Raw genomic sequence first — 25,134 nt, forward strand, 5'->3', positions numbered from 1 at the left:
CATTGAAAGCGACATGCGGCAATGGAAAAGAATCATGCAGACCGCACCGGGAACAGTTGGCGTATCCACCCTGTTCGATCCCGACAAGGCGGATTTCTCACCCGCCGACGCCTTCTGGCTGCGGGTCTCCAACGAACAGGCGGAGACGGTTGCGATAATCTGCGACCGATTGATCGAGACGACCGATTTCGTCAGCTCCGTCGAAGCCACGGGAATGTTCGCAGCACCATTCGATCGTCATCCGATCAGTGCGACACTTTCCGGGAAGATCGGCCATGCCGGAGGCCTCTGGGTTCACCCCAACAGCCGGAAGGTGGGGCTATCATGGGCCCTTCCGCGCATAATCCGGTCGCTCTCCGTGATGCACTGGGGCGTCGACCGGCATTGCGGGATCATTCTCACCGGTCTCGCGGATGCGGGTTTCGGCAGCCATATCTATGGCTTTCCCCGCGGCTGGCTAGCTTTGTCGGGGAATCAGTTCCGGCCGACGGGAAAGGAAGAGAGGCTCTTCGTGATCGATATCGATGCTGCGGAAATCGCGGGGCAGCAATCCGTCGAACTCGACCGTCTCGTGAACCACGGCGCAGAGAACCTGATCGATATCGCGACCATTGGACGAAAGCGGCATGACAAGCCGGCGATAAGCGAACCAGTCTCCGCCGGCGCTCGCATGAACTTCGGATAGTGATATGCGTCCTCGAAATGCGGCATCGGCATAGATTTCAGCAAGGCTGCTCCAGAGCTTCGGCCCGAGATGGGGAACCAGTTCACCGAAAAATCTCGGCCGGTTCCCGCCATCCATCTTGGTGCCGAAGCCGAGTTGCGTGAATTCGAATGTCGCGGGCTGGTCTGAGACGCGCAGGACGTGGATGTAGGGCAGAACGTCCGGTGCACGGCGGGAAATCTCGTTAAAGGAGATCCCCTGCAGACTCGGCAGGCCAAACTTCCCCGTGCGCGCCAGCACGGTAAAGACTTCGGCAAGCTGATTATCGGTTCCGAGGCGGAAATCAAGCTTGTCGTAGGTGAGGACCACGGCAGGCTCATCCCCCCGGATCACCTCAAGATGCATTTCACTCGTCATCCGACGACGACCGCCATGCAGAGTCCTGCGCTCTGGAACAAGGGAAGAATCGTTACATCGGCAATAGTGTCGGCGCTGACGCAGTAGCGTCTCGCGCCGTCTTCCCGGCCAAGAACTTCGCTTTCAATAATTCTTGCTATCACGCTCGCGGCATTGCGCGTTACGGCTCCTCCTGACCGGACAAGCCTGACCTCATCACCGACGAGCTGAAACAGCATGTTCGACGGTCCGCATAGCGCATGATCCGAGGAGATGATGTCCAGGACGTTCTCATATTCGCCCATGCGCGCAATCTGACAATATGCACTCAATGCAACCAGAGCCGGCGGCGGAATCTCTTCCGCGAAATCTATCTCCCGCCAATGCTGCAGCTGAATCGGATCGCCAATGACGTGCAATTGCTGCATCCCCTCAACACCGTCCAGTCGGGCAATGTCCACAACCCGCCGATACTATATGGCGACCTTCCGGAATGAGTCCAGCATGGGACGCAGGCGAGGGTGATCAGGGCAGGTCGGAAGGCAGGCAACGGAGTCGCCTGGCCTCACTCCTCCGGACGACGTTCCAGAATCTGGACGAAGAAGCCATCCGTCCCGTGCTTGTGCGGGTAGAGCCGAAGCGCGGATCCCTCTCCCGGGCAGGCTCCACCGCCAAGCGGGCTCACCGTTTCGGCCCAGACCGCCGCAATATCAAGGGTCCGGAACTCGCCGTCCCGCGCTTCGAGGAACGCGTCGACAATGGCTTCATTCTCTTCCCGCAGCATCGAGCAGGTCACATAGGCAAGCCGTCCGCCCGGTTTGACCAGCCGCGCCGCCCGCTGCAGGATCACGGCCTGCACGCCGTTCAGTTCCGCCAGATCCGTCTCGGTGTAGCGCCAGCGTGCATCCGGGTTGCGCCGCCATGTGCCGGTTCCCAGACAGGGCGCATCGACCATGACCCGGTCGAACTTGCCGGCGAGCCGCTTCACCCTCCGGTCGCTGCCTTCGGCAAGAACATGCCTTTCGATATTGTGCAGACCGGCACGGCGGGTGCGGACGCCGCAACGGTCCAGCCGGCCCTCTGACGTATCGAGCGCCAGCACACGGCCCTTGTTTTCCATCAGCCCGCCAAGCACAAGGCTCTTGCCACCGGCGCCGGCGCAATAGTCGGCTACCTGCATGCCCGGCGCCGTCCCGAGCAGCAGCGCGGCGATCTGCGCGCCCTCGTCCTGAACTTCGATCAGGCCTTCCTTGAACAGCTTCAGCCCGTCGATCGGCTTGCGGTCCGCCGAGCGCAGACCAAAGGGCGACAGAGGCGTCGGCACGCACTCGATATCCTGCTTGAACAACGCCTCCCGGACGGAGTCCCGGTCCGCCTTGTGCAACGGGTTGATCCGCAGGTCGAAGGGCGCCTCGGTCCCCATGGCGGCAAGAGCGGCCTCCCGCTCGTCGCCCAGCACCGGTTCAAGCCGGCGATAGACCCAGTCGGGCGTCTCCAGACGCACGGCAGCCGGCATGTCCGGAGCGCTGTTGAGCATCTGCCCCTTCAGCTTCGACAGCAGACGCAGTTCCAGCTCGTCCATCACGTAGGGTGCATGCTGCTCGCCGGAAAACAGTTCCGTAATGGCTGCCGTCGTCAATTCGTCGACAAGAACCAGATCGGCGAGAACCCGCATGCGCGCGGTCGGATGTTCGGAAACCCCGGTCCGGCCGAGATGCCAGTCGACGCGCGACCGCCGCCGCAGCAGTCCATACACCCGATCACGGACCGCATGACGGTCCTTCGAGCCGGCATAACGCCGTTGCCGGAAATAGCCTTCAAGAACACGGTCGACCGGACGCGGATCGGCGTCGGCTTCTTCCATGATCTCGATTGCGGCAAGGAGACGGGCCGCTGGGGTCATAATGTTGCTTTCGTTAGCCGACTGCTGGCCGGACTTGCTTACATGCTCGGACGGTAATTGGGGGCCTCGCGGGTAATGGTCACGTCATGAACGTGGCTTTCCCGAAGGCCGGCGGTGCTGATTTTCAGGAACTTGCAGTTCCTCTGCATCTCGCTCAGCGTAGCATTACCAGTATAGCCCATCGCGGCCCGGAGCCCACCGATCAGTTGATGAACGACGGCGGAAACCGGCCCCTTGTACGGCACCTGACCCTCGATCCCTTCCGGAACCAGTTTCAGATTGTCGGACACCTCTTCCTGGAAATAGCGATCGGCCGAGCCGCGCGCCATGGCACCAAGAGAGCCCATGCCGCGGTAGGCTTTATAGGAACGGCCCTGGTAAAGATAGACCTCTCCCGGGCTTTCGTCGGTCCCGGCGAAGAGCGAACCAATCATGGCGCAGTCCGCACCGGCCGCGATCGCCTTGGCCAGATCGCCGGAATATTTGATGCCGCCGTCGGAAATCACAGGCACTCCGGCCTTGCGGCAGGCTTCGAGCGCTCCAGTGATGGCGGTGAGCTGCGGCACACCGACGCCCGCAACCATGCGCGTGGTGCAGATCGAGCCCGGGCCGATACCGACCTTGACCGCGTCGGCGCCGGCATCGATCAGGGCCTGCGCTCCGTCTCGCGTGGCGACGTTGCCGGCAATGATCTGGACCTTGTTGCTGAGATTGCGGATCTCGTCGACGGAGGCCAGGACGCCCTGGCTGTGGCCGTGCGCTGTATCGACCACGACGATGTCGACCTCGGCATCGATCAGGGCCTCGGCCCGGGCGACGCCGTCCTTGCCGGTGCCAGTCGCTGCAGCCACCCGAAGACGGCCCTGCTCGTCCTTGCAGGCATTCGGATGGGTCTGTGCCTTGTCCATGTCCTTGACGGTAATCAGGCCGATGCACTTGTGATCGCCATCCACCACCAGCAGCTTTTCGATCCGGTGCTTGTGCAGCAGCGCCCGCGCCTCTTCCGGCGTGACATCCTCGCGTACCGTGATCACCCGCTTGGTCATCAGATCCTTGACCGGCTGGCTCATGTCGGTTGCGAAGCGCACGTCTCGGTGGGTCAGGATACCGACCAGCTTGCCGGTCCGGGGCTTGACCACCGGAATGCCACTGATCTTGAAGCGGGCCATTACCGCCATGGCGTCGGCAAGGCTCTGCTCCGGCGCAATGGTCACCGGGTTCACCACCATGCCGGCTTCGAATTTCTTCACGGTCCGGACTTCATTCGCCTGGGTCGCCGCGTCCATATTCTTGTGGATGACACCAAGGCCGCCAAGCTGGGCCATGCCGATGGCGAGGCCGCTTTCGGTAACTGTATCCATGGCGGCGGAGATCACCGGGATCCCGAGACGGATCGATCGGGTCAGTTGTGTGGACGTATCGACCTGTGTCGGGAGAACCGTCGAAAGAGCCGGTTCAAGAAGGACGTCGTCGAAGGTCAAAGCTTCGCGGATATCCATGGTGCCTCCGTTTGCTGCGGTGGCACGGCGCTATAACACCGGCTCTGCCACCTGCCAAGCACGAAGTGCCGACAGCTGGATGACGTTTCCGCAAAGCTGCCATGCAGGGCAGCCCGCAATGCCCTATCCGACAGCCTGCACCAGCCGGGATGCAAGGGCATCCAGCCCTTTCTGGCCAGCCTCGTCCGCCAGATTACCGTCGGTATCAAAAGCACTGCTTGCGCCCGGCACGGTCACGAACCCCTGAACCGGGACGCAACCGAGCTCGCACAGGCAATCCCGCAACCGCGGCACAACGCGCACGCCACCGAGTCGGCCCGGAGACGCCGCCATCACGGCCACATGTTTGGACATCAGGACATTGCCCGGCCCGCCATCCTTGGTCGGACGGGATACCCAGCTGAAGGTGTTGACCAGAAGCGGCGGCACGAAACCGTTATATTCCGGCGTCGCGATCATCAGCCCGTCATGCTCGGAAATGAGCTTCTTCAGGGCGAGGATATTCTCGGGCACGCCATGCGCCGCTTCGTCGTCACCGTGATAAATCGGCGCCGGATAATCATTGAGGTCGATCAGCGTCGCCTCGCCGCCAGCCTTGCGCACGGCAGCCGCTCCAGCCGCCGCCAGTTTCTTGTTCAGGGACTCCGCGCGCGCACTGCCCGCAAAAACGAGGATCTTCGAATGGCTCATGTGATGAATTCCGTAAAGGAGAGGCATGAGGAGCTTTAAACTGGGGCAACCGGCGTCCCGGACAAGATACCGCCCTAAAGATCCTTGCTGAGATAGTAGCGGCTGTTACCCGTCGGATAGTCCAGAGTCCCGAAAATGCGGAAACCGAGCGCCTCGTAGAAAGACCGGGCCTGGAAGTCATAGGTGTCGAGCGCAATCTTTGCCGCGCCAAGCCGGCCCCCTTCTTCTGCAATCGCCTCGACGATGGTCCGGCCCCAACCGGAGCCGCGCAGATCCTCGTCAAGCCAGAGCGTGGATACCTCGATCACGCCGAGATTGAAGCGCGCGCCGGCACCGCCCCTGATCGCTCCGACCGGATCCCGGAGTTCGACTGTGAAATACCGGCTGCTCCAGCCGGACCGCTCCTTGTTGAAGGCGACCAGACGCCTGTCGATCTCGTCGAGACCGGCAGTCAGCCCCTCCGCAATGCTAAGAGTCAGTTTCGCCGTCATCACCATCTTCGTCAGCGACGGGGCTGGCAGCTGCCGCCCCCCTGAACCCGGTACAAACCACATAGGCCTCTGGCGATTCCGGCCGGCTGGCTGCCGGTTTGGCATGCCGGACGACCCTGAAGGCCAGCTTCATCCGCCGCAGCATTTCATTCTCGCTGCCACCCTTGAAAACCTTGGCAACAAAACTGCCGCCTTCGGCCAGGACCTCGACCGCGAACTCGAACGCCGCCTCGCAGAGCGCCGCCGTCCGGATATGGTCCGTCGGCGCGTGGCCCGTGGTCGCGGCCGCCATGTCGCTCAGCACCACATCGACCTTGTCCGGCATGCGCTCACGCAGTGCGGCGAGCCCCTCATCCGTCATGAAGTCAGCCTGGAACAGATCCGCGCCCGGCACGGGCTCCATTTCCAGCAGGTCGATACCGATGACGGTGCCTTTGCCCTTGCTGGCTCCGACGCTTTCCACAGCGATCTGGGTCCAGCCACCGGGCGCCGCGCCAAGATCGACAATTGTCTGGCCCGACTTCAGGAAATGGAACTTCTCGTCCAGCTGCTGCAGCTTGAACGCCGCACGGGAACGAAAGCCGAGCTTCTGCGCCTCGACCACGTAGGGATCGTTCAGCTGCCGGCGCAGCCAACGCTGGGATGAGGGTTTATGCCGGCGCGCATTCTTGAGCTCGACGCTGGTCATCCGGGACCCAGGGCCTCGCCCGCCGCGCCGTCCGCCGCGAGAGGTTGTCATGGCCGCTTAAGTGCGCCGGAAGCGGTCGCCCCGTCAAGCCGTCCGGCCGGTCACCCGGTCGAAACCCTTTGCAGAAGATCAACCAGAATGCCTTCACGGAGCCCCCTGTCGGCAACCCGAAGCCTGCCCACGGGCCAGCGCTCGCAGATACCCTGCAAAATGGCGCAACCGGCGACCACAAGGTCCGCCCGTTCCGAGCCGATGCACGGCATTGCTGCACGTTCGTGAAAACCGACAGACGCCAGATGCTCGGAGATCTCCTCCATCTGCGAGAAATCGAGATAGGTGCCGTCGACCCGGTTCCGCTCGTAACGGCGCAGTTTCATGTGCAGGCCGGCAAGGGTCGTGACCGTCCCCGATGTCCCGACCATCTGCACCTGTCCGCTGCGGATTGCGGCGCCAATCTCGAAACGGGATTCGAATGCATCGAGTGCGGTGCGGGATTCCTCGACCATCTGGCGGTAGGTCGCGCGATCAAACCGGTCGCCGCCATATCGCTCCGCCAGGGTAACGACCCCGAATGGCAGCGAGATCGTGTCGAGCGCTCCATTGCCGTTCCGCTCGGTTTCATGGTTCTGAGCACGGTGCCAGACAAGTTCGGTACTGCCGCCGCCGATATCGAAGACCAACGCGTTCGGGATGTCCGGATTGAACAGGGGCAAACATCCGGCGAGGGCCAGCGCTGCCTCCTCGTCAGTGGAGATGATCTCGATCTCGAGATCCGTTTCCGAGCGCACCCGCTCCAGGAAAACGTCGCAATTATGCGCCTTGCGGCACGCCTCCGTCGCCACGATCCGGGACAGGGTGACATTGCGCTTCGCCATCTTCCGGGAGCATATTCTCAGCGCCTGGAGGGTCCGGTCCATGGCGTCGGCAGAGAGCTCCCGACGGGTCTGCAGGCCCTGGCCGAGCCGGACGATGCGGGAAAAGGCATCGATGACGCGAAATCCCGCGCCGTGCGGGACGGCGATCAGGAGCCGGCAGTTGTTCGTGCCCAAATCCACGGCCGCCAGAACCGGCGGACGGTCTGGGTGTTTGCGTGCGCGGACGGTATCGTTCGACGATTTCGGAATCTCGCGCCTCAAAGGCGGCCGCGGCCGCTCCAGGCGTCCATTTTCCCGATCACCCTCCGTCGAACGTCCTCCCCGCCGTGTCGATAGCGAACGGCCGGTGGACATATATTACTCATCAAAAAATTCCGCCTCCGGCGTCCGGAAGCTGTTTCGCCAAACAGTGTAATAGGATTGTCTCAAATTTGATACAGCACGACGCGCAGTCAGCGGATTTTGTCTTCGCCGTTATATCCGGCAGAACCTGGGCTGCCGGTCCGCTAGACCGGATCCGGCTCCTTGCGGGCAACCTTGTCTTCAACCCAGGCGTAGGTTTTCTCGAGCCCCGACCGCAATGCCGCACTGGGCGCCCAGCCGAGTTCTGCCCGGATCAGATCATTGTCCGAGTTACGCCCCCGCACCCCGAGGGGCCCGGGAACATGGCGTTTCGTCAGGGTCTTGCCGGCAATCTCGCAAACCATGTCGACCAGCCCGTTGATGCTGACCATCTCGTCCGAGCCGATATTCACCGGCCCAGGAAAGCCGGACCGGGTCAAGCGCAAGATCCCTTCCAGACATTCATCGACATAGAGGAACGACCGGGTCTGTTCCCCGTCCCCCCAGATTTCGATCTCGCCGCCGTCGGGCGCCTCGGCGACCTTCCGGCAGATCGCTGCAGGGGCCTTTTCCCGGCCATCGTTCCAGGACCCTTCCGGGCCGAATATATTGTGGAACCGGGCGATCCGGCATTCCAGCCCGTGATTGCGCTGGTAAGCAAGATAGAGCCGCTCGCTGAACAGCTTCTCCCAGCCATATTCGCTGTCCGGATTGGCCGGATAGGCGCTGTCCTCCCGGCAGTTCGGGTTGCTTTGGTCCAGCTGGTTCTCCTGCGGATACATGCAGGCGGAGGAGGAATAGAACACCCGCTTGATACCGTGCCTGTTGCAGATATCAACGACATTCAGGTTGATCGACGCCGAATTGTGCATGACGTCGGCATCGTGGTCTCCAGTGAAGATGTAGCCGGCCCCGCCCATATCGGCAGCAAGCTGATAGACCTCGTCGAAGGTCCGGTCGATGACGGCCCGGACATTGCCCGGCTCACGCAGATCCGACACCACGAAGTCATCGGCATCGGTCCGGGCATAGCGCGGATGCTTGAGGTCCACGCCCCGGACCCAGCTTCCCTCCGCACGAAGACGGCGGACCAGATGGCTGCCGATAAAGCCGCCCGCCCCGAGCACGAGAACCTGTTTCATACGGCGATAACCTCTCTCGGAAAATCAGAAAACGCAGCACACGGCCGCGTCAAAGAACCATTCAGAAGGCGGATGCTATGGCGATAAAGTGTAGAAAGTATGACTGCCCATGCAAGCCACTGTCGCGGTGTTTCTCGCACTTTCCGGATCCGCCTGAAACGGATCTCAAAAAAGACGATTTTGGCGCTTGCCTTCCGCAAGCAAGCTCGCTAATTTCCGCCCCCTACCGCGAACGCACTTGGTGCGCCGGTCCCGTTGGGGGATAGTTTAACGGTAGAACTACGGACTCTGACTCCGTCAGTCCTGGTTCGAATCCAGGTCCCCCAGCCATTCTTTCGCAATCAAGGATGACCTCTTGGCGCGCCCCTTTCGGGTAGGCCTCCAAGAAACAGCTGCCCTGGAACCCCGGGCAATCGGCCCTGCCTGTCTTGTCGTCAAACCGAAGGTGATCCGAGAGGACACGACATGACCACGCCGCTCCCAAGGTAACTCTAGAGCGTGGTTGGCCGCCTCGGCCATCCCCACCAGTCGCGCACCGCAGCGCCCATGACCCGGGCGAGGTCGTCGCCGCGCAGCCACGGCAGCTCCTCGGTGAACAGGGTGACGCACTGCCGCCAGGAGCAGGGCATCTTGGAAATGTCCGTGCCCCAGAACATGCGGTCCGGCCCGAAGGCGTCGAAGATCTGCCGGAGATAGGGCTGCATGGCCGGGAATGGATAGGCTTCACTGGAATAGCCCGGCGCGCCGGTCACCTTGACAGCGACATTCGGCAGTGCGGCGAGCTTCAGGAGCTCCGGCATATGGGTCATGGCGGCGGCATCCTTGAGCGTCGTGTTGCCGCCTTTGCCACCCAGATGATCGATACAGAGGCGCAAGCCCGGATGACGTGCCGCGACCTCTCCCAGCACATCGAACGACCCTGTCGCGAGCGTGGTCACGGGAATATCGAACCGTTCCGCCGCCTGCCAGAACCAGCCCAGTTCGCCGTCATGCAGGAGCCGGCGATCCTCGCCTTCGAGGAACATGCAGCGCAGGCCGAGCATGCCGGTCTGTGTGCGCCAATGTTCCATGGCCGCGCGGCTCTCCTCCGGCCGGGTGAGGTCGACGGTGCCGATGATGGCGAAGCGCCCCGGATAGGTCCTCACGGCATTCATCGCAAGCTCGGTCGAGCCCGGATCCCAGGACGGCGGATGGATCACGGCGGCGTCGACGCCGCCCTCGTCCATCAGCGCGATCGCCTCGGCGGCGGCAAAGGACGTGATCTGCCAGTGCGCCGCGTTGCTCGGCAGGCCGGTGTGCCAGATGTGAATTTGCGCGTCGACGATTTCCATGTTTCCTGCCCGCTGCTGCTTTTTTTGCGCAGCATATCGCGCCCGGTTTCAGGCGATAAGCAAGCCGGACGGAAAGAAATCACATCCGATATGGGGACATTGCGCCCCGCAGGGCCGTGTCTAGGTCTCGCCCCGATGGATCGGATCGACCCATTTCACCGCCTCCGGCTTCTCCACCGGCTCGATCTCCAGATTGACCACGACATTCTCGTTGTCGCTGCGCACCAGAACGCAGTCGAGCGGCTCGTCCGTTGAGGCGTTGATCTCCTGGTGCGGCACATAGGGCGGCACGAAGATAAAGTCGCCGGGACCGGCCTCGGCGACGAATTCGAGATTGTTGCCCCAGCGCATCCGGGCGCGGCCGCTGACGACGTAGATCACGCTCTCGAGCGCGCCGTGATGGTGCGCGCCGGTCTTCGCGTTCGGGTGGATCTGGACAGTCCCGGCCCAGAGCTTCTTGGCTCCGGCCCGCGCGGTGGTAATCGCCGCCGCACGGTTCATGCCAGGGGTCTGGGCGGTGTTGGCATCCAGACTGTCGCCGGGGATGACCTGAACCCCCTGGGTCTTCCAGTCGATCTCGCCATCGTGCAAGTGTTCGTGCCCGTGCTCGCTCACGCCAAAATCTCCCTTGCCTGTCTTACTTGCCGGAACCGAACACGGCCGTCAGGGCATTGTCGATGGCGCCCGTGATCTGGTCGATGTCCGACTTGCTGGCGATCAGCGCCGGCGACAGGCAGAGCGTGTTGTTGAAGCCCGGCAGCGACCGGTTGGTGACGCCGATGAGCACGCCCTCGGCATTGCAGTGACCGACCACGGCCTGGGCCTTGATTTCGTCCACCGGCTGCTTGGTATCCCGGTCCGCGACCAGCTCGGCGCCCCAGAAGAGCCCCTTGCCGCGCACGTCGCCGATCACCCGGTGCTTGTCCATCAGGGCAAGCAGGTTCTGCTCCAGACGCGCGCCCATCGCGGTCGTGTTCTCGAGCAGTTTCTCGTCCTCGATGATGCGCATGTTCTCGAGCGCCGCAGCCGGGCCGGAGGTACAGCCGCCGAAGGTCGAGATATCGCGGAAATAGCTCATCGGGTCGGACGCGTCGGCCTTGAAGAGATCGAAGACCGCTTCGGTGGTCACGGTGCAGGAGATCGCCGCATAGCCCGAGGCAACGCCCTTCGCCATGGTCACGATGTCCGGCTTGATGCCGTAATGCTGGTAGCCGAACCATTCGCCGGTGCGGCCGACGCCGCAGACCACTTCGTCGAGGATCAGCAGGATGCCGTACTTGGTGCAGATCTCCTGGACCCGCTCCCAATAGCCTTCCGGCGGGGTGATCACGCCGCCACCGGCGGTGATGGTTTCAAGGCAGAGGCCGCCGACCGTGTCCGGACCCTCGCGCAGGATCACGTCCTCGATCGCGTCGGCGGCGCGTTCGCCGTAATTTTCGACCGCGCCATACTGGTTACGGTATTCGAGGCAATGCGGCACTTCCACGAAGCCCGGCGTAAACGGGCCGTAATGGGCCTGGCGCTCCGGCTGACCGGCAGCCGAGAGGGTGGTGATGGTGGTGCCGTGATAGTCCCGCTCCCGATAGAGGATCTTGGACTTCTTGCCGCCATGGTGCAGTGCGGAGATCTGGCGCACCATCTTGAAGGCCTTCTCATTCGCTTCCGAGCCGGAGTTCGAATAATAGACGCGGGTCATGCCCGGCATCTTGGAGATAAGCTGCTCGGAGAAGCGCGCGGCCGGAACGGAGCCGAGGGCGCCGGCGAAATAGTTCATCTTCACGAGCTGATCGCGCACCGCATTGGCGATGCTTTCGCGGCCATAGCCCACATTCACCGTCCAGACGCCACCGGACACGGCATCGAGATGCTCCTTGCCGGTGATATCCCAGACGCGCATCCCCTTGCCTTCGACAATGATCTTCGGATCATTGGTCTCGAACGCCTTGTGCTGCATCAGATGATGCCAGACATGCGCCTTGTCGGACGCGACGACATCGGAAAGGTCGTTTTCAAACTGCATACTGCTCACGGCGCGCTGTCTCCCGGATCAAATCGCGATACCCAAGCCATCACCGGCTTCTCCGGCACCAGAATGGCACAGGATATTCGCAAATTATAAGGCCAGATCACGATTACAGATAAGGCCAACCAAGTGCAACCGGTTCACTGGGTCCTGGCGGCGCCGGTCACGCGTACCCGCCCGATCCGGTTGCTGGCCGTCTGGTGGATCAGCAGGGATTGACCGTCCCGGCTGACGCGCATGTGCCGCAGGATACCGGCATACAGGCCTCCGGAGGAAATCGGCCAGCTCTGGAACCTCTCGCTTGCCGGGTCGAAGCGCACCAGCATGTCCGGGCGGACGCCGGACTCGTTGTACCAGACCGCACCGTCGAACCAGGCGATGGCATAGGGATGGGATGCGGGGCCGCTCGGCGATGGCCATTCGCGGATTTCCGCCGTTTCCGGATCATAGACCCCAAGCCGTCCGAGGCCGGAATTCACCCACCAGATCCGCCCGTCCGGCGCGATATCGAGCCGGCGCACCGTCGTGCCCCGCTCCGGCAACCTTATCTCGGTAACCGCCATGGTGGCCGGATCCAGCTTCAGCAGACAGTTGGACCCATTGCAGGCAACCCAGACGTCCCCGTTGGCCGCGATCTTCACGCCGTAGGGTTTGGAGCCCGGGGACGGTGCCGTCACCAGCCTCGTCTCACCGGTCGCCGGGTCGAGCCGGCCGATCATGTTGCTCTGCTGCAGACTGAACCAGAGCATGCCGTCGGCGTCGAACACATGGGTGTGGGGATCGCGGGCGGCCGGGTCCGGCATGCTGAATTCGGTGACCTCGCCGGAGGCCGGATCGAGGCGGCCCATCGTGGCGTTCTTGTTGCCGGTGTACCAGAGCGCGCCGTCCGGGCCGACCTCGACCGAATGGGGTTTGGCGCCGGCAGGCAGATCATATTCGGTCATGGCGCCGGTGGCTGGATCGAGCCGGCCCAGAATGTCCGCCCACTGTCCGGCCCACCAGATCGCGCCGTCGGGTCCCTCGACAGGATCCCGTGCCCGCTGCCCCAGGGTCGGCACCTGCCATTCCTCGAAGGAAAGCGTGAGAGTACCGGGAGCCGGTGTCGCCCGCCTGTTGCCGCTCGGCGGAAAGGCGGCGGCGAGATAATCGAGGATGCCCGCCTGCATCTCCGGGTCGCCGGAAAGATCCACCATCGTCCCGGTGAGTGCGTCCCAGTGCGCCCGCGTGTAGCCGGTGCTGCGCTGGATATCCCGAACATTGTGGCAGCCCGTGCAAACCGCCTCGACCTGGTCCCGGCCGTTCCCTTCCGGGAGCATCTCGGCGCTGGCCGGACTTTGCATCCCTATCTGGGAAACGGCACCGCAAACCAAAGCAAACATGAACCTGCGCATCGGAACACCCCCACCGTCATTGCCGGGTTGGCCGGCAATTCTACGATAGGACGCAGCCCCCAACAATCAGATGTCATTGGCCCCGGACGCACGATTGCGTGCGCAGGTTCAGGCGGAGTTTCGACCCTTTGCGGGCCTTAGTCGACCCACGGCGCCTTCGGCTTGGTCACGCCCTTGCGGTGTGCCTTCTTGGCACCGGGACCGGCCTTGGGCTTGCCGGGTCTGGCAGGTTTTCCCGGTTTGCCGTCCGCGGTCCTCGGTTTTCCGGACCTGCTGTCCGCGGCTGCGGATTTCGGCTTGTCGAACTTGGTTTTGCCCGGTTTTGGCTTGCTCGATTTGGCCCCAGCCTTGACGGCGCCCTCTTTCGGCTTCTTCGGTTTCCTGGGCTTGCGATCCAGAACTGCGACCGCATCCGTCCCTGGAGCCGATGCTGGCGCCGGGCTTGGCGCGGTATCGACGGGCTGCGTGACAATGTCCCGTGCCGGCCGGGCCTGGCCCTCGCCCATGTCACGCCGGCGCGTCTGCGGACGATCGCCCTGGCCGGTCTCGCTGCCGGCGGGACGCGGCGCCCGCTGGGTGCGCGGTGCCGGGGCCGACTCCGCTCTGGCAGGACGGGGCGCGCGTGGCGCGCGGGGTGCCGGTGCCCCCGACGTCTCCGCTGACGGAGCGCCGGCCATCCGGTCGACCGTTATGCTCTTCTCGACCTTGCGGCTCGGACCGACCGCCGCCAGGAACTTGTCGACCGCCTTCGGGTGCAGCTCGACATGGGTCTCGGTCTCCTGGATCTTGATCGCCCCCACGTCGGACTTGGTGATGTCTCCGGTTCGACACAGCATCGGCAGCAGCCAGCGCGCTTCGGCCTTGTGGTTCCGACCGACCGAAAGACGAATCCAGACACCGTCCTCGAAATCGTTCCGGCGCTTGCGGGACTCGTCCCGCGGGCCGCGGTCCCCGCGATCGCCGCGCTCACCACGGTCGCTGCGCTCGTAGCGCTCGCCGCCGGAGGGATCGTTCATCAGCTCTTCGGGCGCGGCAAGACCGGCCATCCGCTTGCGCAGGAAGGCGATGGCCACGGCCTCGGCAGTGTGCCGGGCCAGAAGCTCCACCGCGAAGGTGCGCTCTTCCTCGGTGGTATCGCCGCTCAGATCCGCATCCTCGAGGATCCGCTGACGGTCCAGCGCCAGGATCTCGTCGGCCGAGGGCGGCTTGCCCCAGGTCGCCTTGATATTCGCGCTCGCCAGCAGACGCTCGGTCTGGCGCCGGCGCGAATAGGGCACGATCAGGGTGGAGACGCCCTTGCGCCCCGCCCGTCCGGTGCGCCCGCTCCGGTGCAGCAGCGATTCGGAATTCTTCGGCAGGTCGGCGTGGATCACCAGTTCCAGGTTCGGCAGGTCAATGCCGCGCGCCGCGACGTCGGTGGCGACACAGACCTGGGCCCGGCCATCCCGCAGCGCCTGCAGGGCATGGGTGCGCGCGCTCTGGCTGAGCTCGCCGGACAGCGCCACCACCGAGATTCCCCTATTGGTGAAGCGGCTGGTCAGATGGTTCACCGTGGCACGGGTGCTGCAGAAGACGATGCTGGTGGCCGAATTCGAGTGCCGCAGCACGTTGATGATGGCGTTTTCCCGGTCGTTCGGGGCGCAGGCCAGGGCCCGGTATTCGATATCGACATGCTGGTTCTTCTCGCCGGCCGTGCTGATCCGCACCGCGTCGCGCTGGTAGCGCTTGGCAAGCCCGGCAATGGTCCGCGGCACTGTGGCCGAGAACATCAGGGTGCGGCGGGTTTCCGGCGCGGCCTTCAGAATGAATTCCAGATCTTCCCGGAAGCCGAGATCGAGCATCTCGTCCGCCTCGTCCAGCACGATCACCTTCATGCGCGACATGTCGAGGGAGCGGCGCTCGATATGATCCCGCAGACGACCGGGCGTGCCGACCACGATATGCGCGCCGCGATCCAGCGCCATGCGCTCGGTCCGCATATCCATGCCGCCGACGCAGGAGACCACCGAGGCACCGGTGAATTCATAGAGCCACTCAAGCTCCCGCTTTACCTGCAGGGCCAGCTCGCGGGTCGGGGCCACGGCCAGGGCAATCGGGGACGGTGTGCGGACAAAGTGATCCGCACCGTCGAGCAGGGTCGGGGCCATGGCCAGCCCGAAGGCCACGGTCTTGCCCGAGCCGGTCTGGGCCGAAACCAGGGCGTCAGCGTCGCGCACCTCAGGGGCCAGCACCGCTTCCTGGACCGGGGTCAGCGCCTCATATCCACGCTTCGCCAATGCCTTACCGAGCGCGGGGACAACGCCTTCGAATTCAGTCATGTCATGTCTTTCGGAGTGCCTGCGATCGACCGTTCGGGAAACCTGTTTCCCCCGGTGGGATCAGCAGCGCGGCGCCTTACGCGCGTGAAATCAAATTAAAGTGGCGCGCACCATAGGCGCGAATGGGGCAAATGTACAGCGCTGCAGTGCACAAAAGCTTGCCCCCGCGCCAATTCTTCTCTCTTGAGCAGTTCCGGCGCGGGAACTGGTTCGATGGCCCAGAGTCGGCGATGTTACTTGCTGATGGACATCAGCCGCGAATCCGCTCGGCGATGGCAAGGATACGATGCATGTCCCGCAGGACCGGTTTCTCGATGAGCTTGCCGTCGATCACGACCAGACCGGTATCCGCTTCCTCGAACGTCCTCACCACGCGCCGGGCATGGGCGATGACCTCTTCGGAGGGCGTGAACACCTCGTTCAGCGCCGGGATCTGTTTCGGGTGGATCGAGCCCTTGCCGCTGAATCCGAGATCGCGGGCCAGTTCGGCCTCCCGGCGCATGCCGTCCGGATCCTGCAGGTCGAGATAGGGCACGTCGATCACATCGAGCCCGGCGCCCGCTGCCGCATGCACGACCCGGGAGCGGGCATAGAGCAGAGGCTCCCAGGCATTCCTGCAGCGCAGCTCCGCCGCCATGTCGACGCCGCCGAAAAACAGCGCGTCGATCCGCGGGCTGGATCGGGCGATTTCATGGACAGCTTCAAGTCCGGCATTGGTTTCGATGATGACGTGCAGACGCGTGTCGTGGCCGCGCTCGGTGAGCAGGGTGTCGAGCCAGGCGATTTCGTCCGGTGTCCGCACCTTTGGCAGCATCAGCGCCGGCGGCGGCGTGTCGGTTGCCAGCACCGCCTGCACATCCGCCAGGCCGAATGCCTCGCGCAGGCAATTGATGCGGACGATCCGCTCGACCCCGTCATCGGCTTGCGGTTCGGCGAACAGGGCCATCGCATTGCGGCGCGCCGCGTCCTTGTCTTTCGGGGCGATGCCATCCTCCAGTTCGACGCAGACAATGTCCGTGCCGCAGGCAAGGGCCTTCGGAAACATGTCCGGCTTCAGCCCCGGCGAAAAAATGAAACTGCGGCGCGGTCGGAGGATGCGGTCGGTTTTCATGAGCGGGTACGGTTTCTGGCTGGGGTGAGAAAAGGGCAGAACGTCCGGCATATCATTGCCCCTTATGCATTGTACGATTCAAGGCCAGAGGGCACACTGAAACCTGATTTCAGAGGATATCAGAACGTGGTTTCAAGCGAAGAGATGCAGCCCGCAGGCGACACCGGCGGGATCAAGCTCAATCTGGGATGCGGCAAGGTGATCCGGAAGGGCTGGGTGAACCACGACATCATGCCCGGCCCCGGCGTCGACCTGATCTACGATCTCGAGTCGTGCGGAATCGAGCCCTTTCCCCTGCCGGACGATTCGGTCGAGGAAATCCACGCATCGCACCTGATCGAGCATATCGACCGCGTCCTTCCCTTCATGCAGGAGATGTGGCGGATTGCCAGGAAGGACTGCCGTTTCGAGCTCAGGGTGCCGTTCGGCGCAACCGACATGGCCTGGGCCGACCCGACCCACAAGCGGCCTTACTTCATTCGCAGCTTCGACTACTTCCAGCAGCCATTCTATAATTTCGCGGATTACGGCTATCGTGGAGACTGGGGAACAGATCAGGTGACATTCCTGATCCCCAAGAGCGTGGCGGGCACGAATACGGCGGAAGAGCTGATGCACCGCATCAACACCGAACGAAACCTGGTGGCGGAGATGGTGGTCAACCTGATCGCGCACAAGCCGATGCGGCCGAATGACCGCGCGCTGATAACATTGCCAAATGTCAATCTGAACCTGGTTTGAGCGCAGCAGGCTCGGAAAGTAAGGACAAGAAATGCACCGCGTTGGAATCATCCCGTTCGATATCAGAGATGACCTTGTCGCCATTCTCTTCGTGACATCGCAGACGCGCGGCAGATGGATCCTGCCGAAGGGAAAGCGAAAGAAGGGCGAGGGTCACGTGGACGCCTGCCTCCGTGAGGGTTTCGAGGAGGCCGGTATCAGGGGCGTCGTCCTGGAAGACTTTCCCATGACGCATGTGGTGACCAAGCAGACCGACACCGGCAAGCTCGAGATCCCGGTCACCTATTTCCCGCTGCTGGTTACGGAACAGGCTGACGACTGGCCGGAGAGGGCGACCCGCCAGCGGCACTGGGCGCTATTGGAAGACGCGCCGCGCGTCGCCTACCGTGAGGATTTCCACCTTGTACTTGAGCAGTTCGAGTCTCTCGGGCGCTGGATCAGAGAAGTTGCAAGAGAGCATAAACCGCAGCCGCAAGAAGAGCTGACGCCGGCACAGTAATGACCCAGGCCGCCGCGATCGACAGCACGAAGCGGCGCCGGACCAACCGTCGCACCGACTTGTAGGCGCGGCTGTTGAAGGCCTCTTCGGCCGTATCGTTCAGTTTGTGTCCCGGACGGACCCGCCGCTTGTTCGGGTTTTCCAGGAATTCGCGCAGGAAACCGACGCCGAACACCGCGCCGACCGCGATGTGGGTCGAGCTGACCGGGAGTCCGAGCGTGGTTGCAATCAGCACCGTGACGGCTGCGGAGAGCGCAACACAGTACGACCTGGGCGAATTCAGCCGGGTTATCTTTTCACCAACGACGGAAATGAGCTTCGGCCCGAACAGGCCGAGCCCGAATGCGATGCCGAAAGCCCCGATCGCCATGACCCAGATCGGGATCGTCACCTTGCTTGTGATCCCCGCCCCCTCGCCGACCGTCGAGACGATGGCGGCGAGCGGCCCCACCGCATTGGCTACGTCATTCGCCCCGTGCGCGAAAGACAGCAACGCCGCGCCGGCGATCAACGGCAGATCGAACAGGGAATTGACGTCCTTCCTCGTCCCCTCCAGGGACAGCACCCGGCGACCGATATAGGGCCGGGACAGGAGGTACGCGCCGAGGAAAGCAAGAAGCGAATAAATCACGACCTCAATCGTGGATGGATGCCAGATTTTCTTCAGGCCCTTCATCGCCATGTAGGCCGCAAAGGCGGCCGCCATCAGGCCAATCAAAACCGGAACCCAGGTTTTCGCCGCCGTCAGGCGGTCATCGACATTGAGAATCTTCTTCTTGATCACGAACAGGATCGCCGCCGCGAACAAGGCCCCGAACACCGGAGAGATCACCCAGCTCGCAGCAATCGCGGCCATGGTCGACCAGTTCACCAGGCTGAATCCGGCCGCCGCGATCCCCGCCCCCAGCACACCGCCGACAATTGAATGGGTCGTCGATACCGGTGCGCTCAGAATGGTGGCGAAATTGATCCAGAGCGCGGCAGCGAACAGGGCGCTCAGCATCAGGTCACGGAATTCGCCGACGCTGATATCGTCACCGGGCGAAATGATCCCTTTGGAGACGGTCTTCACCACATCACCGCCCGCCAGCAGGGCGCCGGCACTCTCGCACACAGCCGCGATCAGGATCGCGCTCATGACCGTCAGCACCTTGCCGCCGACCGCCGGGCCCATATTGTTGGCGACATCGTTGGCGCCGATATTGAGCGCCATGTAGCCGCCGACAATCGCCGCGACGACCACAATCAGCCAGTCTTCCCCAAGAGTGTACTGCGTGCTTGCAACATACAGTCCGACCAGGGCCAGGAATATGACGGACAATCCCAGCGGGACGGTCACCCCCTTGAGGTCGAGAAACCGGGATTGAAAATAGCTGAACCGGCGCAGATCGTTGACGTACCGGTTTTCGGTTTTCCTGGGAGTCGAAGCCACTGAAATGCCTGCCTATGCGTCTGTCAAAGCATGATCGCGGATCGTCACGCCTGCTGGCCCTGGATGGCCAACGGCCATCCACTCAGTGACGCTCGAGTCGGCGCTGACCTAGCAGAGATGGCCATGTAGCACCACCGAAATGCTCAAGAGCTCCTTTCATATGATGGTGCATAGTCCAGTCTCGATGTTCATATGAACAAATCAGCGACAGTGACAACTCATGACACTTCGTTATCAGTTTCGAAACGTTTTTGACTGAATATCCGGAAATGCAAGCTTCACGCGCCGACCGACTGATTCACGAACAAAGACCTGTCATGATGAGCTCCAAGGTGGACGAGGCCCTGGCGTACTGGGACCGAATTGGCGGCACCACCCGGACGCCTGCGCGCGCCGAATTCGACCCCTGTGATATCCCGCACCTCCTGCCGCATGTCATCTTCATGAGCGTCATCGACGGCGGCAGGGATTTCCGTTTCAGAGTCATTGGCGAGGTTGCCCGGTCTTTCTTCTTCCAGAACTACACCGGGCACTTGATCGGAGAGCTTCCCCATGTCGATCCGGACGGCCCGATCCTGAAAAACTTGCGGGAAGCGATCCGAACCGGTCGCCCGGTTCGCCGTCCCGTCGAATATGTCGGGCCATTGAAGAATTTCAGAAAGCTCGACGAGGTTGTCTTGCCCTTGTCGGGTGAAAGCGGGGCCGTCACGCACCTGCTGACGATCCTCGATCTGGCAGATGACCGGATATTCTGACGCGCATTTTCACACCCGTCAGCGCGCCGCCGGGCCGAAGACCATCGCACCGATAAAATCGGTTCACGCACTCTCCGTCGTCCGACAAGTGTAAAAGCTCCGCCTCTTTCAGGTAGCAGTGACCTGAGTCGGGCGGGCCAATGCGGCCGGATCGACATGTTTGTCGTATTCCTCCCCGGTCAGCAGTTCGAGCGCGATCGCCGCTTCCCGCGGAGTCGTCCCCTCCGCAAGCGCCTTCTTGGTAATTGTCGCGACGGCGTCATAGCCAAGCACGGGATTGAGTGCCGTTGCCGGCAGAATGGATCCCGCAACATTGGCGGCTGTCTGGCGTTCATTGACAGCGATACCGGCGATGAACCGATTGGCGAAGGTCTCCATTGCCCCGGACAGCAGCCGGATGGATTGCAGCAGGTTATAGACGATTACCGGCTTCGCTACGTTCAGCTCGAAATTGCCTGACGCGCCGGCCATCGTGATTGTTGCGTGATTACCGACGACCTGGAAGGCGACCTGCAGCACCACTTCGGCAACAGTCGGGTTCGCCTTGCCCGGCATGATCGACGACGACAGACCATCCGGCGGCAGGGTGAACTCGCCGAGTCCGCAGCGGGGACCCGAGCCGAGAAAGCGCAGATCATTGGCCATCTTGATGAGCGAGACGGCAAGCGTGTTCAGAATGCCGGAGAGAGCCACCAGTTCGTCATGCGCCGCCATGCTCTCGAACTTGCTCGGCGCAGGGGCGAAAGACAGGCCGGACAGGCGGCTCAACTCCTCGCAGAAGGCCTTGTCGAACCCCGCCGGCGCGTTCAGGCCTGTACCGATCGCCGTGCCGCCCTGCGGCACCACCCCGAGGCGGGGCATGGCGGCGTCGAGCCTCTCGATGCTTGCCGTCACCTGCCGGGCAAAAGTGTCGAACCCCTGCCCCACCGTCATCGGTACAGCATCCATCAGGTGCGTGCGGCCGATCTTGACGATGTCCGAGAAGGCCCCCGCCCTGTCGGCGCAGGCATCACCCAGCGTGACCAGCGCCGGACGCAGGTCCCGGGTGAGTTCCCCCAGAACAGCGATATGCATCATCGTCGGGAAGCTGTCATTCGAGGATTGCGAGCGGTTGACGTGATCGTTCGGATGGACAGGCGACCGGGTGCCCAATGGCTCACCCAGCAGCTCGTTGGCCCGGTTGGCGATGACCTCGTTCACATTCATGTTGGTCTGCGTGCCGGACCCGGTCTGCCAGATCGGCAGCGGGAAATGATCGTCGAACCTGCCGTCCCAGACCTCCCGCGCGGCACGCTCGATGGCGTCGGCCAGCCTGGGCTCAATGGCGCCGACGGCGAGGTTCGCCCGCACCGCCGCGAGTTTCTGCAGCCCGGCCGCATGGACCAGGCTGGGCGGTGTCGCTTCCGGGCCCGGCTCACCGAATACTTCCATGGCGCGCCGAGTCTGCCCGCCATAATACATGTCCTCCGGGATCTTGACCGCCCCGAATGCATCAAATTCCTCTCGCACGACCGTTACCCCTCTCACAAATTGTCGCCTTACCAGACAAGAGCATAACGCCTGACAGGGCTGCATGTTTCATGTCGTGCCTCCCCGCGCCCCGATCAACCTGACAGGGCCGGTGATTGCGGGATGCAGCCGGAAAGGCTCGGCGCCGGAAGAGACTTGAGCTAATCTCAAGGAATGGCTCCGCAGAATCCCCGCCTTCCACCCTTTCGCGCGCTCCTCGCATTTCGGGCTGCGGCCACACATGACCGGCTCGCCGAAGCCGCCGACGCGCTCGGCGTTACGGAGTCGGCGGTCAGCCATCAGATCCGGCAACTGGAGACACTGCTGCGGGCGCAACTGTTCGACCGTACCAGCCGCCGCCTTGTGCTGACCGAAACCGGCGCGCGCTATCTCGCCCGGATCGACCCGGCGATCCGGGAACTGGAAGCTGCCACGGAAGCCGTGCTTCCCGCCAGTGACCGGACCAGCGTCCGCCTCACCCTGCCGACCTCGATGGCCGCCACCTGGCTGCTGCCGCGCCTCGGTACTTTCGAGGCGGCGAACCCGGACCTCGACATCCAGCTTGTCCCGACGACACGGGTTGTCGATCTCGACCGCGACCAGGTCGACATTGCCATCCGATACGGTCGGGGGAACTGGCCGAATCTCGACAAGACATTCCTGTTCGACGACAATGCGACGCCTGTCGCCGCGCCGGGATTCGTGCCCGAGGAAGCGGCAGATATCGGCGATATCCTCGCCCGGTCCCGGCTGATCGTCATTCGCAGCATTCCGGACGAATGGCAGGAATGGGCCCGTGCCCGTGGCCTCCCGTCGCCGGACCTGAGCGGCGCACTGGAACTCGATGCGATTGAACAGGGATTGCAGGTCGCCGAAGCCGGGCACGGCATCGCCATAGGACGGACGCCTTACATCGAGGAGCGCCTGGCCCGCGGCACCCTGGTCACGCCGTTCGGCGCCACCGGGCCATCCGGTGCCGCCTTCTATCTCTGCCTTCCGGCCGGTCGCCCCCCGCCGGCCCGTACATTGCGGGTGAAACGCTGGCTGCTGGAGCAGGCCGCAGCCAGCCGGACAACGCCCGAAACAGACAACACATAACCTCCACGACTTGAATTTTTCTCAAGTATTCTTGAAAACTTCTCTTTTGCGCTCCGCCCTGTCGGGGCCTACCTGAAGAGCCATCGCAACAGGCAGGGATCTGCCGGCAATGAGGAGGCGAAAGATGGCCAGGAACGCATTGAGCGGACTCGATACCGAACACATGAAAGCTGCCGCGGACGTGGCGGCGCCACTGACCTTTATCGTGCCACAGACGGAAAAGCCTGCGCTCTACAGTGCGGCCTATACCGGCGGCGTCCCGGATTTCGGCTTTGCCGTCGAGGATCATGATGTCCTGGTGGCGGATATGCGGCCCCACGGCGCTACCTTCACTCTGGACCGGGAAGGTTTCGCGCTGCGGACGGTACCGACGCAGGTGGCGGATCTGTATGACGACGGAGCCGTCGAAGCGGATTATTTCGACGAGGTGCGCAACCTGCTCACGCAGGAACTCGGCGCCAGCCACGTTGCCGTGTTCGATGCGACCCGCCGTTCGGACGGCGGCACCGGCGCCAGCAACAAGGACGGTAATCGCGGCCCGGCATCGCGCATCCATGTGGACTACACGGCAAAGAGCGGCCCGCAACGGGCAAAGGACGTGCTTGGTGCCAAGGAGTTCGATCGCCTGCTGAATTCCGGTGCACGCATCGTACAGGTCAATGTCTGGCGGCCGATCCGCGGCCCGGTGCAGCGCTCTCCGCTGGCGCTCGCGGATGCGACCAGCATTGCGCCGGCGACCATGGTCGCCACGGACCAGGTCTTTCCCGACCGGGTCGGCGAGATCTATCACCTGTCCTACGACAAGGATCAGCGCTGGTACTATGTCCCGGAAATGACAAGGGACGAGGTCCTGCTGATCAAGGGCTGGGACAGTCTCGAGGACGGTCGCGCGCAGTTCACCCCTCACAGTGCCTTCCCCCTGCCCTCGCAGACCGACGCAACGCCGGCCCGGGAGAGCATCGAGGTCCGCACATTCGTGGTGATAGAATAAGCTAGTTGTGTGGCGCGTGCAGCTCCGGCAACGCACGCGTCACCGTCTGCCTCCCGGCCTTGAAAACAAACATCGGCTGCGCCAGTTCGGCCACGACCATGGCGGGATCAGTGCTGTCGACCACGACGAGATCGGCAGTCTTGCCGACCTCGATTCCGTAATCCGTCAGATTCATCAGCGCGGCGGACCGAGTCGAGATCATGGTCAGGCACTCGGCCAGCAGGTCCGTCTGCCCGATCTGCGCGATATTGGCGTAGAGATTGGCCATCCGGATCAGCGAGCAGTCGCCAAAGGGCGTGAACGGGTTCAGCACGTTGTTTGTGGAGAGCGAGCAATTGACCCCGTGCCCGAGCATGCGATGCAAAGGCGCCACGCCGCGCGGGACGGAATGGTCATGGTCCCGGTGCATCAGGAAGAGATCCGTCGACGGCAGCACCGTGACCGCGACCCCCGCCCCGGCAAGCCTTCGGGCCAGTAAATCGAAACTCTCCGGCGGCAGGGCGGCAAACTTGGTGACATGGCCGATGGCGACCCGGCCGCCCCAGCCATATTCATCCGCCTTGCGCGCAACATAATCGGCATCAAGCTCCGTCGGGTCGGCGGCAAGATCGAGATGCATGTCGATATCGACATCGAAGTCACGGGCAAGCTCGAAGACCCGGTCGATCTGCCCGTGCGGATCGCTGTCGGTATAGGGCGCGGCGCCGATACAGCCGGCACCGCTCTTCAGAGCCGCAACCATCAGCTCTTCGGTCCCGGGATTATTCAGCATGCCTTCCTGCGGAAACACACAGATCTCAACGTCTATAGCCCAGGCGAAGTCGGCAATCGCCTGCTTCACGCCCTCGAACCCGCGCAGTCCAATCACCGGATCGACTTCCACGTGCGTGCGCATCCGGGTGGTACCGTTCACGACGCATTTGCGGAGCGTCCGGGTCGCCCGTTCGCACACATCCTCTTCGGTGAAGCCCGATTTCAGCCGGGCGACTTCGCTTATCGCCTCCGCAAGATCACCTTTCTCGGAGGAGCAACGGTGCAGGATGCATGATTTGTCGAGATGCATGTGCGTCTCGACGAAACCCGGCAGCAGCAGACGCCCCTCGAGATCAAAGGTGCGGTCACCGTCAGGCAGATCGCCCCCGATTGCGGCAATCTTTCCGCCGTCGACACCGATATCGAGCATATGGCCCGGATCCGCCGCGAGGCGGACATTGCGGAGCGTAAGATTCACGAAAAAGCTCTCCC

General features: G+C 63.0%; 24 protein-coding genes and 1 tRNA gene. 6 read left to right on the plus strand and 19 right to left on the minus strand.

What is annotated here, in order from left to right; all coding sequences use genetic code 11:
• Window positions 1-97 precede the first annotated feature (97 nt).
• The 10 genes from RH950_RS18875 to RH950_RS18920 form a co-directional block, all read right to left on the minus strand.
• Window positions 98-277: a hypothetical protein gene (locus tag RH950_RS18875; RefSeq protein ID WP_350059298.1), complete on the minus strand. Its 180-nt coding sequence runs from the start codon at window positions 275-277 to the stop codon at window positions 98-100.
• A gap of 180 nt (window positions 278-457) precedes the next feature.
• Complete coding sequence (locus RH950_RS18880) at window positions 458-1,081, minus strand: PAS domain-containing protein (protein WP_350059299.1); 624 nt, start codon at window positions 1,079-1,081, stop codon at window positions 458-460.
• On the minus strand, window positions 1,078-1,488 hold the full coding sequence (locus RH950_RS18885) for a hypothetical protein (protein WP_350059300.1): 411 nt from the start codon (window positions 1,486-1,488) through the stop codon (window positions 1,078-1,080). Before RH950_RS18885 ends, RH950_RS18880 begins: the two co-directional genes overlap by 4 nt.
• A 137-nt stretch (window positions 1,489-1,625) precedes the next feature.
• Entirely contained in the window at window positions 1,626-2,963 is a 1,338-nt protein-coding gene (locus tag RH950_RS18890) for an RsmB/NOP family class I SAM-dependent RNA methyltransferase (RefSeq protein WP_350059301.1), read from the minus strand.
• Window positions 2,964-3,001: 38 nt separating this feature from the next.
• Window positions 3,002-4,462: an IMP dehydrogenase gene (gene guaB, locus RH950_RS18895; protein WP_350059302.1), complete on the minus strand. Its 1,461-nt coding sequence runs from the start codon at window positions 4,460-4,462 to the stop codon at window positions 3,002-3,004.
• Window positions 4,463-4,585: 123 nt separating this feature from the next.
• Window positions 4,586-5,152, minus strand: coding sequence for an NADPH-dependent FMN reductase (locus RH950_RS18900; RefSeq protein ID WP_350059303.1), 567 nt, complete (start codon window positions 5,150-5,152; stop codon window positions 4,586-4,588).
• A gap of 74 nt (window positions 5,153-5,226) precedes the next feature.
• Complete coding sequence (locus tag RH950_RS18905) at window positions 5,227-5,643, minus strand: GNAT family N-acetyltransferase (protein ID WP_350059304.1); 417 nt, start codon at window positions 5,641-5,643, stop codon at window positions 5,227-5,229.
• Window positions 5,621-6,331 carry an RlmE family RNA methyltransferase gene (locus tag RH950_RS18910; protein WP_350059305.1) on the minus strand — a complete coding sequence of 237 codons (711 nt, stop codon included), beginning with the start codon at window positions 6,329-6,331 and terminating at the stop codon, window positions 5,621-5,623. Before RH950_RS18910 ends, RH950_RS18905 begins: the two co-directional genes overlap by 23 nt.
• A gap of 101 nt (window positions 6,332-6,432) precedes the next feature.
• The gene (locus RH950_RS18915) at window positions 6,433-7,386 is read right to left on the minus strand and encodes a Ppx/GppA phosphatase family protein (RefSeq protein ID WP_350059306.1); all 954 of its coding nucleotides are present in this window, start codon (window positions 7,384-7,386) and stop codon (window positions 6,433-6,435) included.
• Window positions 7,387-7,712: 326 nt separating this feature from the next.
• Window positions 7,713-8,690 carry an NAD-dependent epimerase/dehydratase family protein gene (locus RH950_RS18920; protein WP_350059307.1) on the minus strand — a complete coding sequence of 326 codons (978 nt, stop codon included), beginning with the start codon at window positions 8,688-8,690 and terminating at the stop codon, window positions 7,713-7,715.
• 256 nt (window positions 8,691-8,946) lie between these two features.
• Here RH950_RS18920 and RH950_RS18925 point away from each other — a divergent pair.
• Window positions 8,947-9,020, plus strand: a tRNA-Gln gene (locus RH950_RS18925).
• A gap of 161 nt (window positions 9,021-9,181) precedes the next feature.
• Here the strand turns inward: RH950_RS18925 and RH950_RS18930 are convergent.
• From RH950_RS18930 to RH950_RS18955, 6 genes are all read right to left on the minus strand, one after another.
• Window positions 9,182-10,021 carry an amidohydrolase family protein gene (locus tag RH950_RS18930; protein WP_350059308.1) on the minus strand — a complete coding sequence of 280 codons (840 nt, stop codon included), beginning with the start codon at window positions 10,019-10,021 and terminating at the stop codon, window positions 9,182-9,184.
• A 120-nt stretch (window positions 10,022-10,141) separates the two neighbouring features.
• Window positions 10,142-10,636, minus strand: coding sequence for a cupin domain-containing protein (locus tag RH950_RS18935; RefSeq protein WP_350059309.1), 495 nt, complete (start codon window positions 10,634-10,636; stop codon window positions 10,142-10,144).
• 22 nt (window positions 10,637-10,658) lie between these two features.
• A complete protein-coding gene (locus tag RH950_RS18940) occupies window positions 10,659-12,041 on the minus strand; it encodes an aminotransferase family protein (protein ID WP_350059709.1) in 1,383 nt (460 codons plus the stop codon).
• Window positions 12,042-12,184: 143 nt separating this feature from the next.
• Window positions 12,185-13,384 (minus strand): Vgb family protein, encoded by a 1,200-nt coding sequence (locus RH950_RS18945; protein WP_350059310.1) that lies wholly within the window; start codon window positions 13,382-13,384, stop codon window positions 12,185-12,187.
• 188 nt (window positions 13,385-13,572) lie between these two features.
• On the minus strand, window positions 13,573-15,753 hold the full coding sequence (locus RH950_RS18950) for a DEAD/DEAH box helicase (RefSeq protein ID WP_350059311.1): 2,181 nt from the start codon (window positions 15,751-15,753) through the stop codon (window positions 13,573-13,575).
• A 250-nt stretch (window positions 15,754-16,003) separates the two neighbouring features.
• Complete coding sequence (locus tag RH950_RS18955) at window positions 16,004-16,864, minus strand: HpcH/HpaI aldolase/citrate lyase family protein (RefSeq protein ID WP_350059312.1); 861 nt, start codon at window positions 16,862-16,864, stop codon at window positions 16,004-16,006.
• Between the two features lie 126 nt (window positions 16,865-16,990).
• Here RH950_RS18955 and RH950_RS18960 point away from each other — a divergent pair, with 126 nt between their 5' ends.
• Complete coding sequence (locus RH950_RS18960) at window positions 16,991-17,605, plus strand: class I SAM-dependent methyltransferase (protein WP_350059313.1); 615 nt, start codon at window positions 16,991-16,993, stop codon at window positions 17,603-17,605.
• Window positions 17,606-17,636: 31 nt separating this feature from the next.
• Complete coding sequence (locus tag RH950_RS18965; RefSeq protein ID WP_350059314.1) at window positions 17,637-18,104, plus strand: NUDIX hydrolase; 468 nt, start codon at window positions 17,637-17,639, stop codon at window positions 18,102-18,104.
• On the opposite strand, the gene RH950_RS18970 is transcribed toward RH950_RS18965, so the two are convergent.
• Entirely contained in the window at window positions 18,043-19,536 is a 1,494-nt protein-coding gene (locus RH950_RS18970) for an inorganic phosphate transporter (protein WP_350059315.1), read from the minus strand. The genes RH950_RS18965 and RH950_RS18970 overlap by 62 nt on opposite strands.
• A 317-nt stretch (window positions 19,537-19,853) precedes the next feature.
• On the opposite strand from RH950_RS18970, the gene RH950_RS18975 reads away from it, so the two are divergent.
• Window positions 19,854-20,291, plus strand: coding sequence for a PAS domain-containing protein (locus RH950_RS18975; RefSeq protein ID WP_350059316.1), 438 nt, complete (start codon window positions 19,854-19,856; stop codon window positions 20,289-20,291).
• A 108-nt stretch (window positions 20,292-20,399) separates the two neighbouring features.
• On the opposite strand, the gene RH950_RS18980 is transcribed toward RH950_RS18975, so the two are convergent.
• Window positions 20,400-21,800 carry a class II fumarate hydratase gene (locus RH950_RS18980; protein WP_350059317.1) on the minus strand — a complete coding sequence of 467 codons (1,401 nt, stop codon included), beginning with the start codon at window positions 21,798-21,800 and terminating at the stop codon, window positions 20,400-20,402.
• Between the two features lie 174 nt (window positions 21,801-21,974).
• On the opposite strand from RH950_RS18980, the gene RH950_RS18985 reads away from it, so the two are divergent.
• Window positions 21,975-22,898, plus strand: a complete 924-nt coding sequence (locus RH950_RS18985) for a LysR substrate-binding domain-containing protein (RefSeq protein WP_350059318.1) — start codon at window positions 21,975-21,977, stop codon at window positions 22,896-22,898.
• Window positions 22,899-23,022: 124 nt separating this feature from the next.
• The gene (locus RH950_RS18990) at window positions 23,023-23,889 is read left to right on the plus strand and encodes a CmcJ/NvfI family oxidoreductase (protein ID WP_350059319.1); all 867 of its coding nucleotides are present in this window, start codon (window positions 23,023-23,025) and stop codon (window positions 23,887-23,889) included.
• A gap of 1 nt (window position 23,890) precedes the next feature.
• Here the strand turns inward: RH950_RS18990 and RH950_RS18995 are convergent, their stop codons facing one another.
• Complete coding sequence (locus tag RH950_RS18995; RefSeq protein WP_350059320.1) at window positions 23,891-25,120, minus strand: amidohydrolase family protein; 1,230 nt, start codon at window positions 25,118-25,120, stop codon at window positions 23,891-23,893.
• Between the last annotated feature and the right edge of the window lie 14 nt (window positions 25,121-25,134).

The sequence above is a fragment of the Nisaea sp. genome, assembly GCF_040217065.1.
In the GTDB taxonomy this organism is placed as follows: domain Bacteria; phylum Pseudomonadota; class Alphaproteobacteria; order Thalassobaculales; family Thalassobaculaceae; genus Nisaea.

Excerpts from the sequence above, each read along its gene's own strand:
- RH950_RS18875 (WP_350059298.1), bottom strand. The coding sequence starts at position 277 with ATGGCCGATCTTCCCGGAAAGTGTCGCACTGATCGGATGACGATCGAA.
- RH950_RS18975 (WP_350059316.1), top strand. The coding sequence starts at position 19,854 with ATGATGAGCTCCAAGGTGGACGAGGCCCTGGCGTACTGGGACCGAATT.
- RH950_RS18985 (WP_350059318.1), top strand. The coding sequence starts at position 21,975 with ATGGCTCCGCAGAATCCCCGCCTTCCACCCTTTCGCGCGCTCCTCGCA.
- RH950_RS18990 (WP_350059319.1), top strand. The coding sequence starts at position 23,023 with ATGGCCAGGAACGCATTGAGCGGACTCGATACCGAACACATGAAAGCT.
- RH950_RS18955 (WP_350059312.1), bottom strand. The coding sequence starts at position 16,864 with ATGAAAACCGACCGCATCCTCCGACCGCGCCGCAGTTTCATTTTTTCG.
- RH950_RS18880 (WP_350059299.1), bottom strand. The coding sequence starts at position 1,081 with ATGACGAGTGAAATGCATCTTGAGGTGATCCGGGGGGATGAGCCTGCC.
- RH950_RS18945 (WP_350059310.1), bottom strand. The coding sequence starts at position 13,384 with ATGCAAAGTCCGGCCAGCGCCGAGATGCTCCCGGAAGGGAACGGCCGG.
- RH950_RS18950 (WP_350059311.1), bottom strand. The coding sequence starts at position 15,753 with ATGACTGAATTCGAAGGCGTTGTCCCCGCGCTCGGTAAGGCATTGGCG.
- RH950_RS18900 (WP_350059303.1), bottom strand. The coding sequence starts at position 5,152 with ATGAGCCATTCGAAGATCCTCGTTTTTGCGGGCAGTGCGCGCGCGGAG.
- RH950_RS18920 (WP_350059307.1), bottom strand. The coding sequence starts at position 8,690 with ATGAAACAGGTTCTCGTGCTCGGGGCGGGCGGCTTTATCGGCAGCCAT.
- RH950_RS18885 (WP_350059300.1), bottom strand. The coding sequence starts at position 1,488 with ATGCAGCAATTGCACGTCATTGGCGATCCGATTCAGCTGCAGCATTGG.
- RH950_RS18940 (WP_350059709.1), bottom strand. The coding sequence starts at position 12,041 with ATGCAGTTTGAAAACGACCTTTCCGATGTCGTCGCGTCCGACAAGGCG.
- RH950_RS18905 (WP_350059304.1), bottom strand. The coding sequence starts at position 5,643 with ATGACGGCGAAACTGACTCTTAGCATTGCGGAGGGGCTGACTGCCGGT.
- RH950_RS18965 (WP_350059314.1), top strand. The coding sequence starts at position 17,637 with ATGCACCGCGTTGGAATCATCCCGTTCGATATCAGAGATGACCTTGTC.
- guaB (WP_350059302.1), bottom strand. The coding sequence starts at position 4,462 with ATGGATATCCGCGAAGCTTTGACCTTCGACGACGTCCTTCTTGAACCG.
- RH950_RS18930 (WP_350059308.1), bottom strand. The coding sequence starts at position 10,021 with ATGGAAATCGTCGACGCGCAAATTCACATCTGGCACACCGGCCTGCCG.
- RH950_RS18890 (WP_350059301.1), bottom strand. The coding sequence starts at position 2,963 with ATGACCCCAGCGGCCCGTCTCCTTGCCGCAATCGAGATCATGGAAGAA.
- RH950_RS18910 (WP_350059305.1), bottom strand. The coding sequence starts at position 6,331 with ATGACCAGCGTCGAGCTCAAGAATGCGCGCCGGCATAAACCCTCATCC.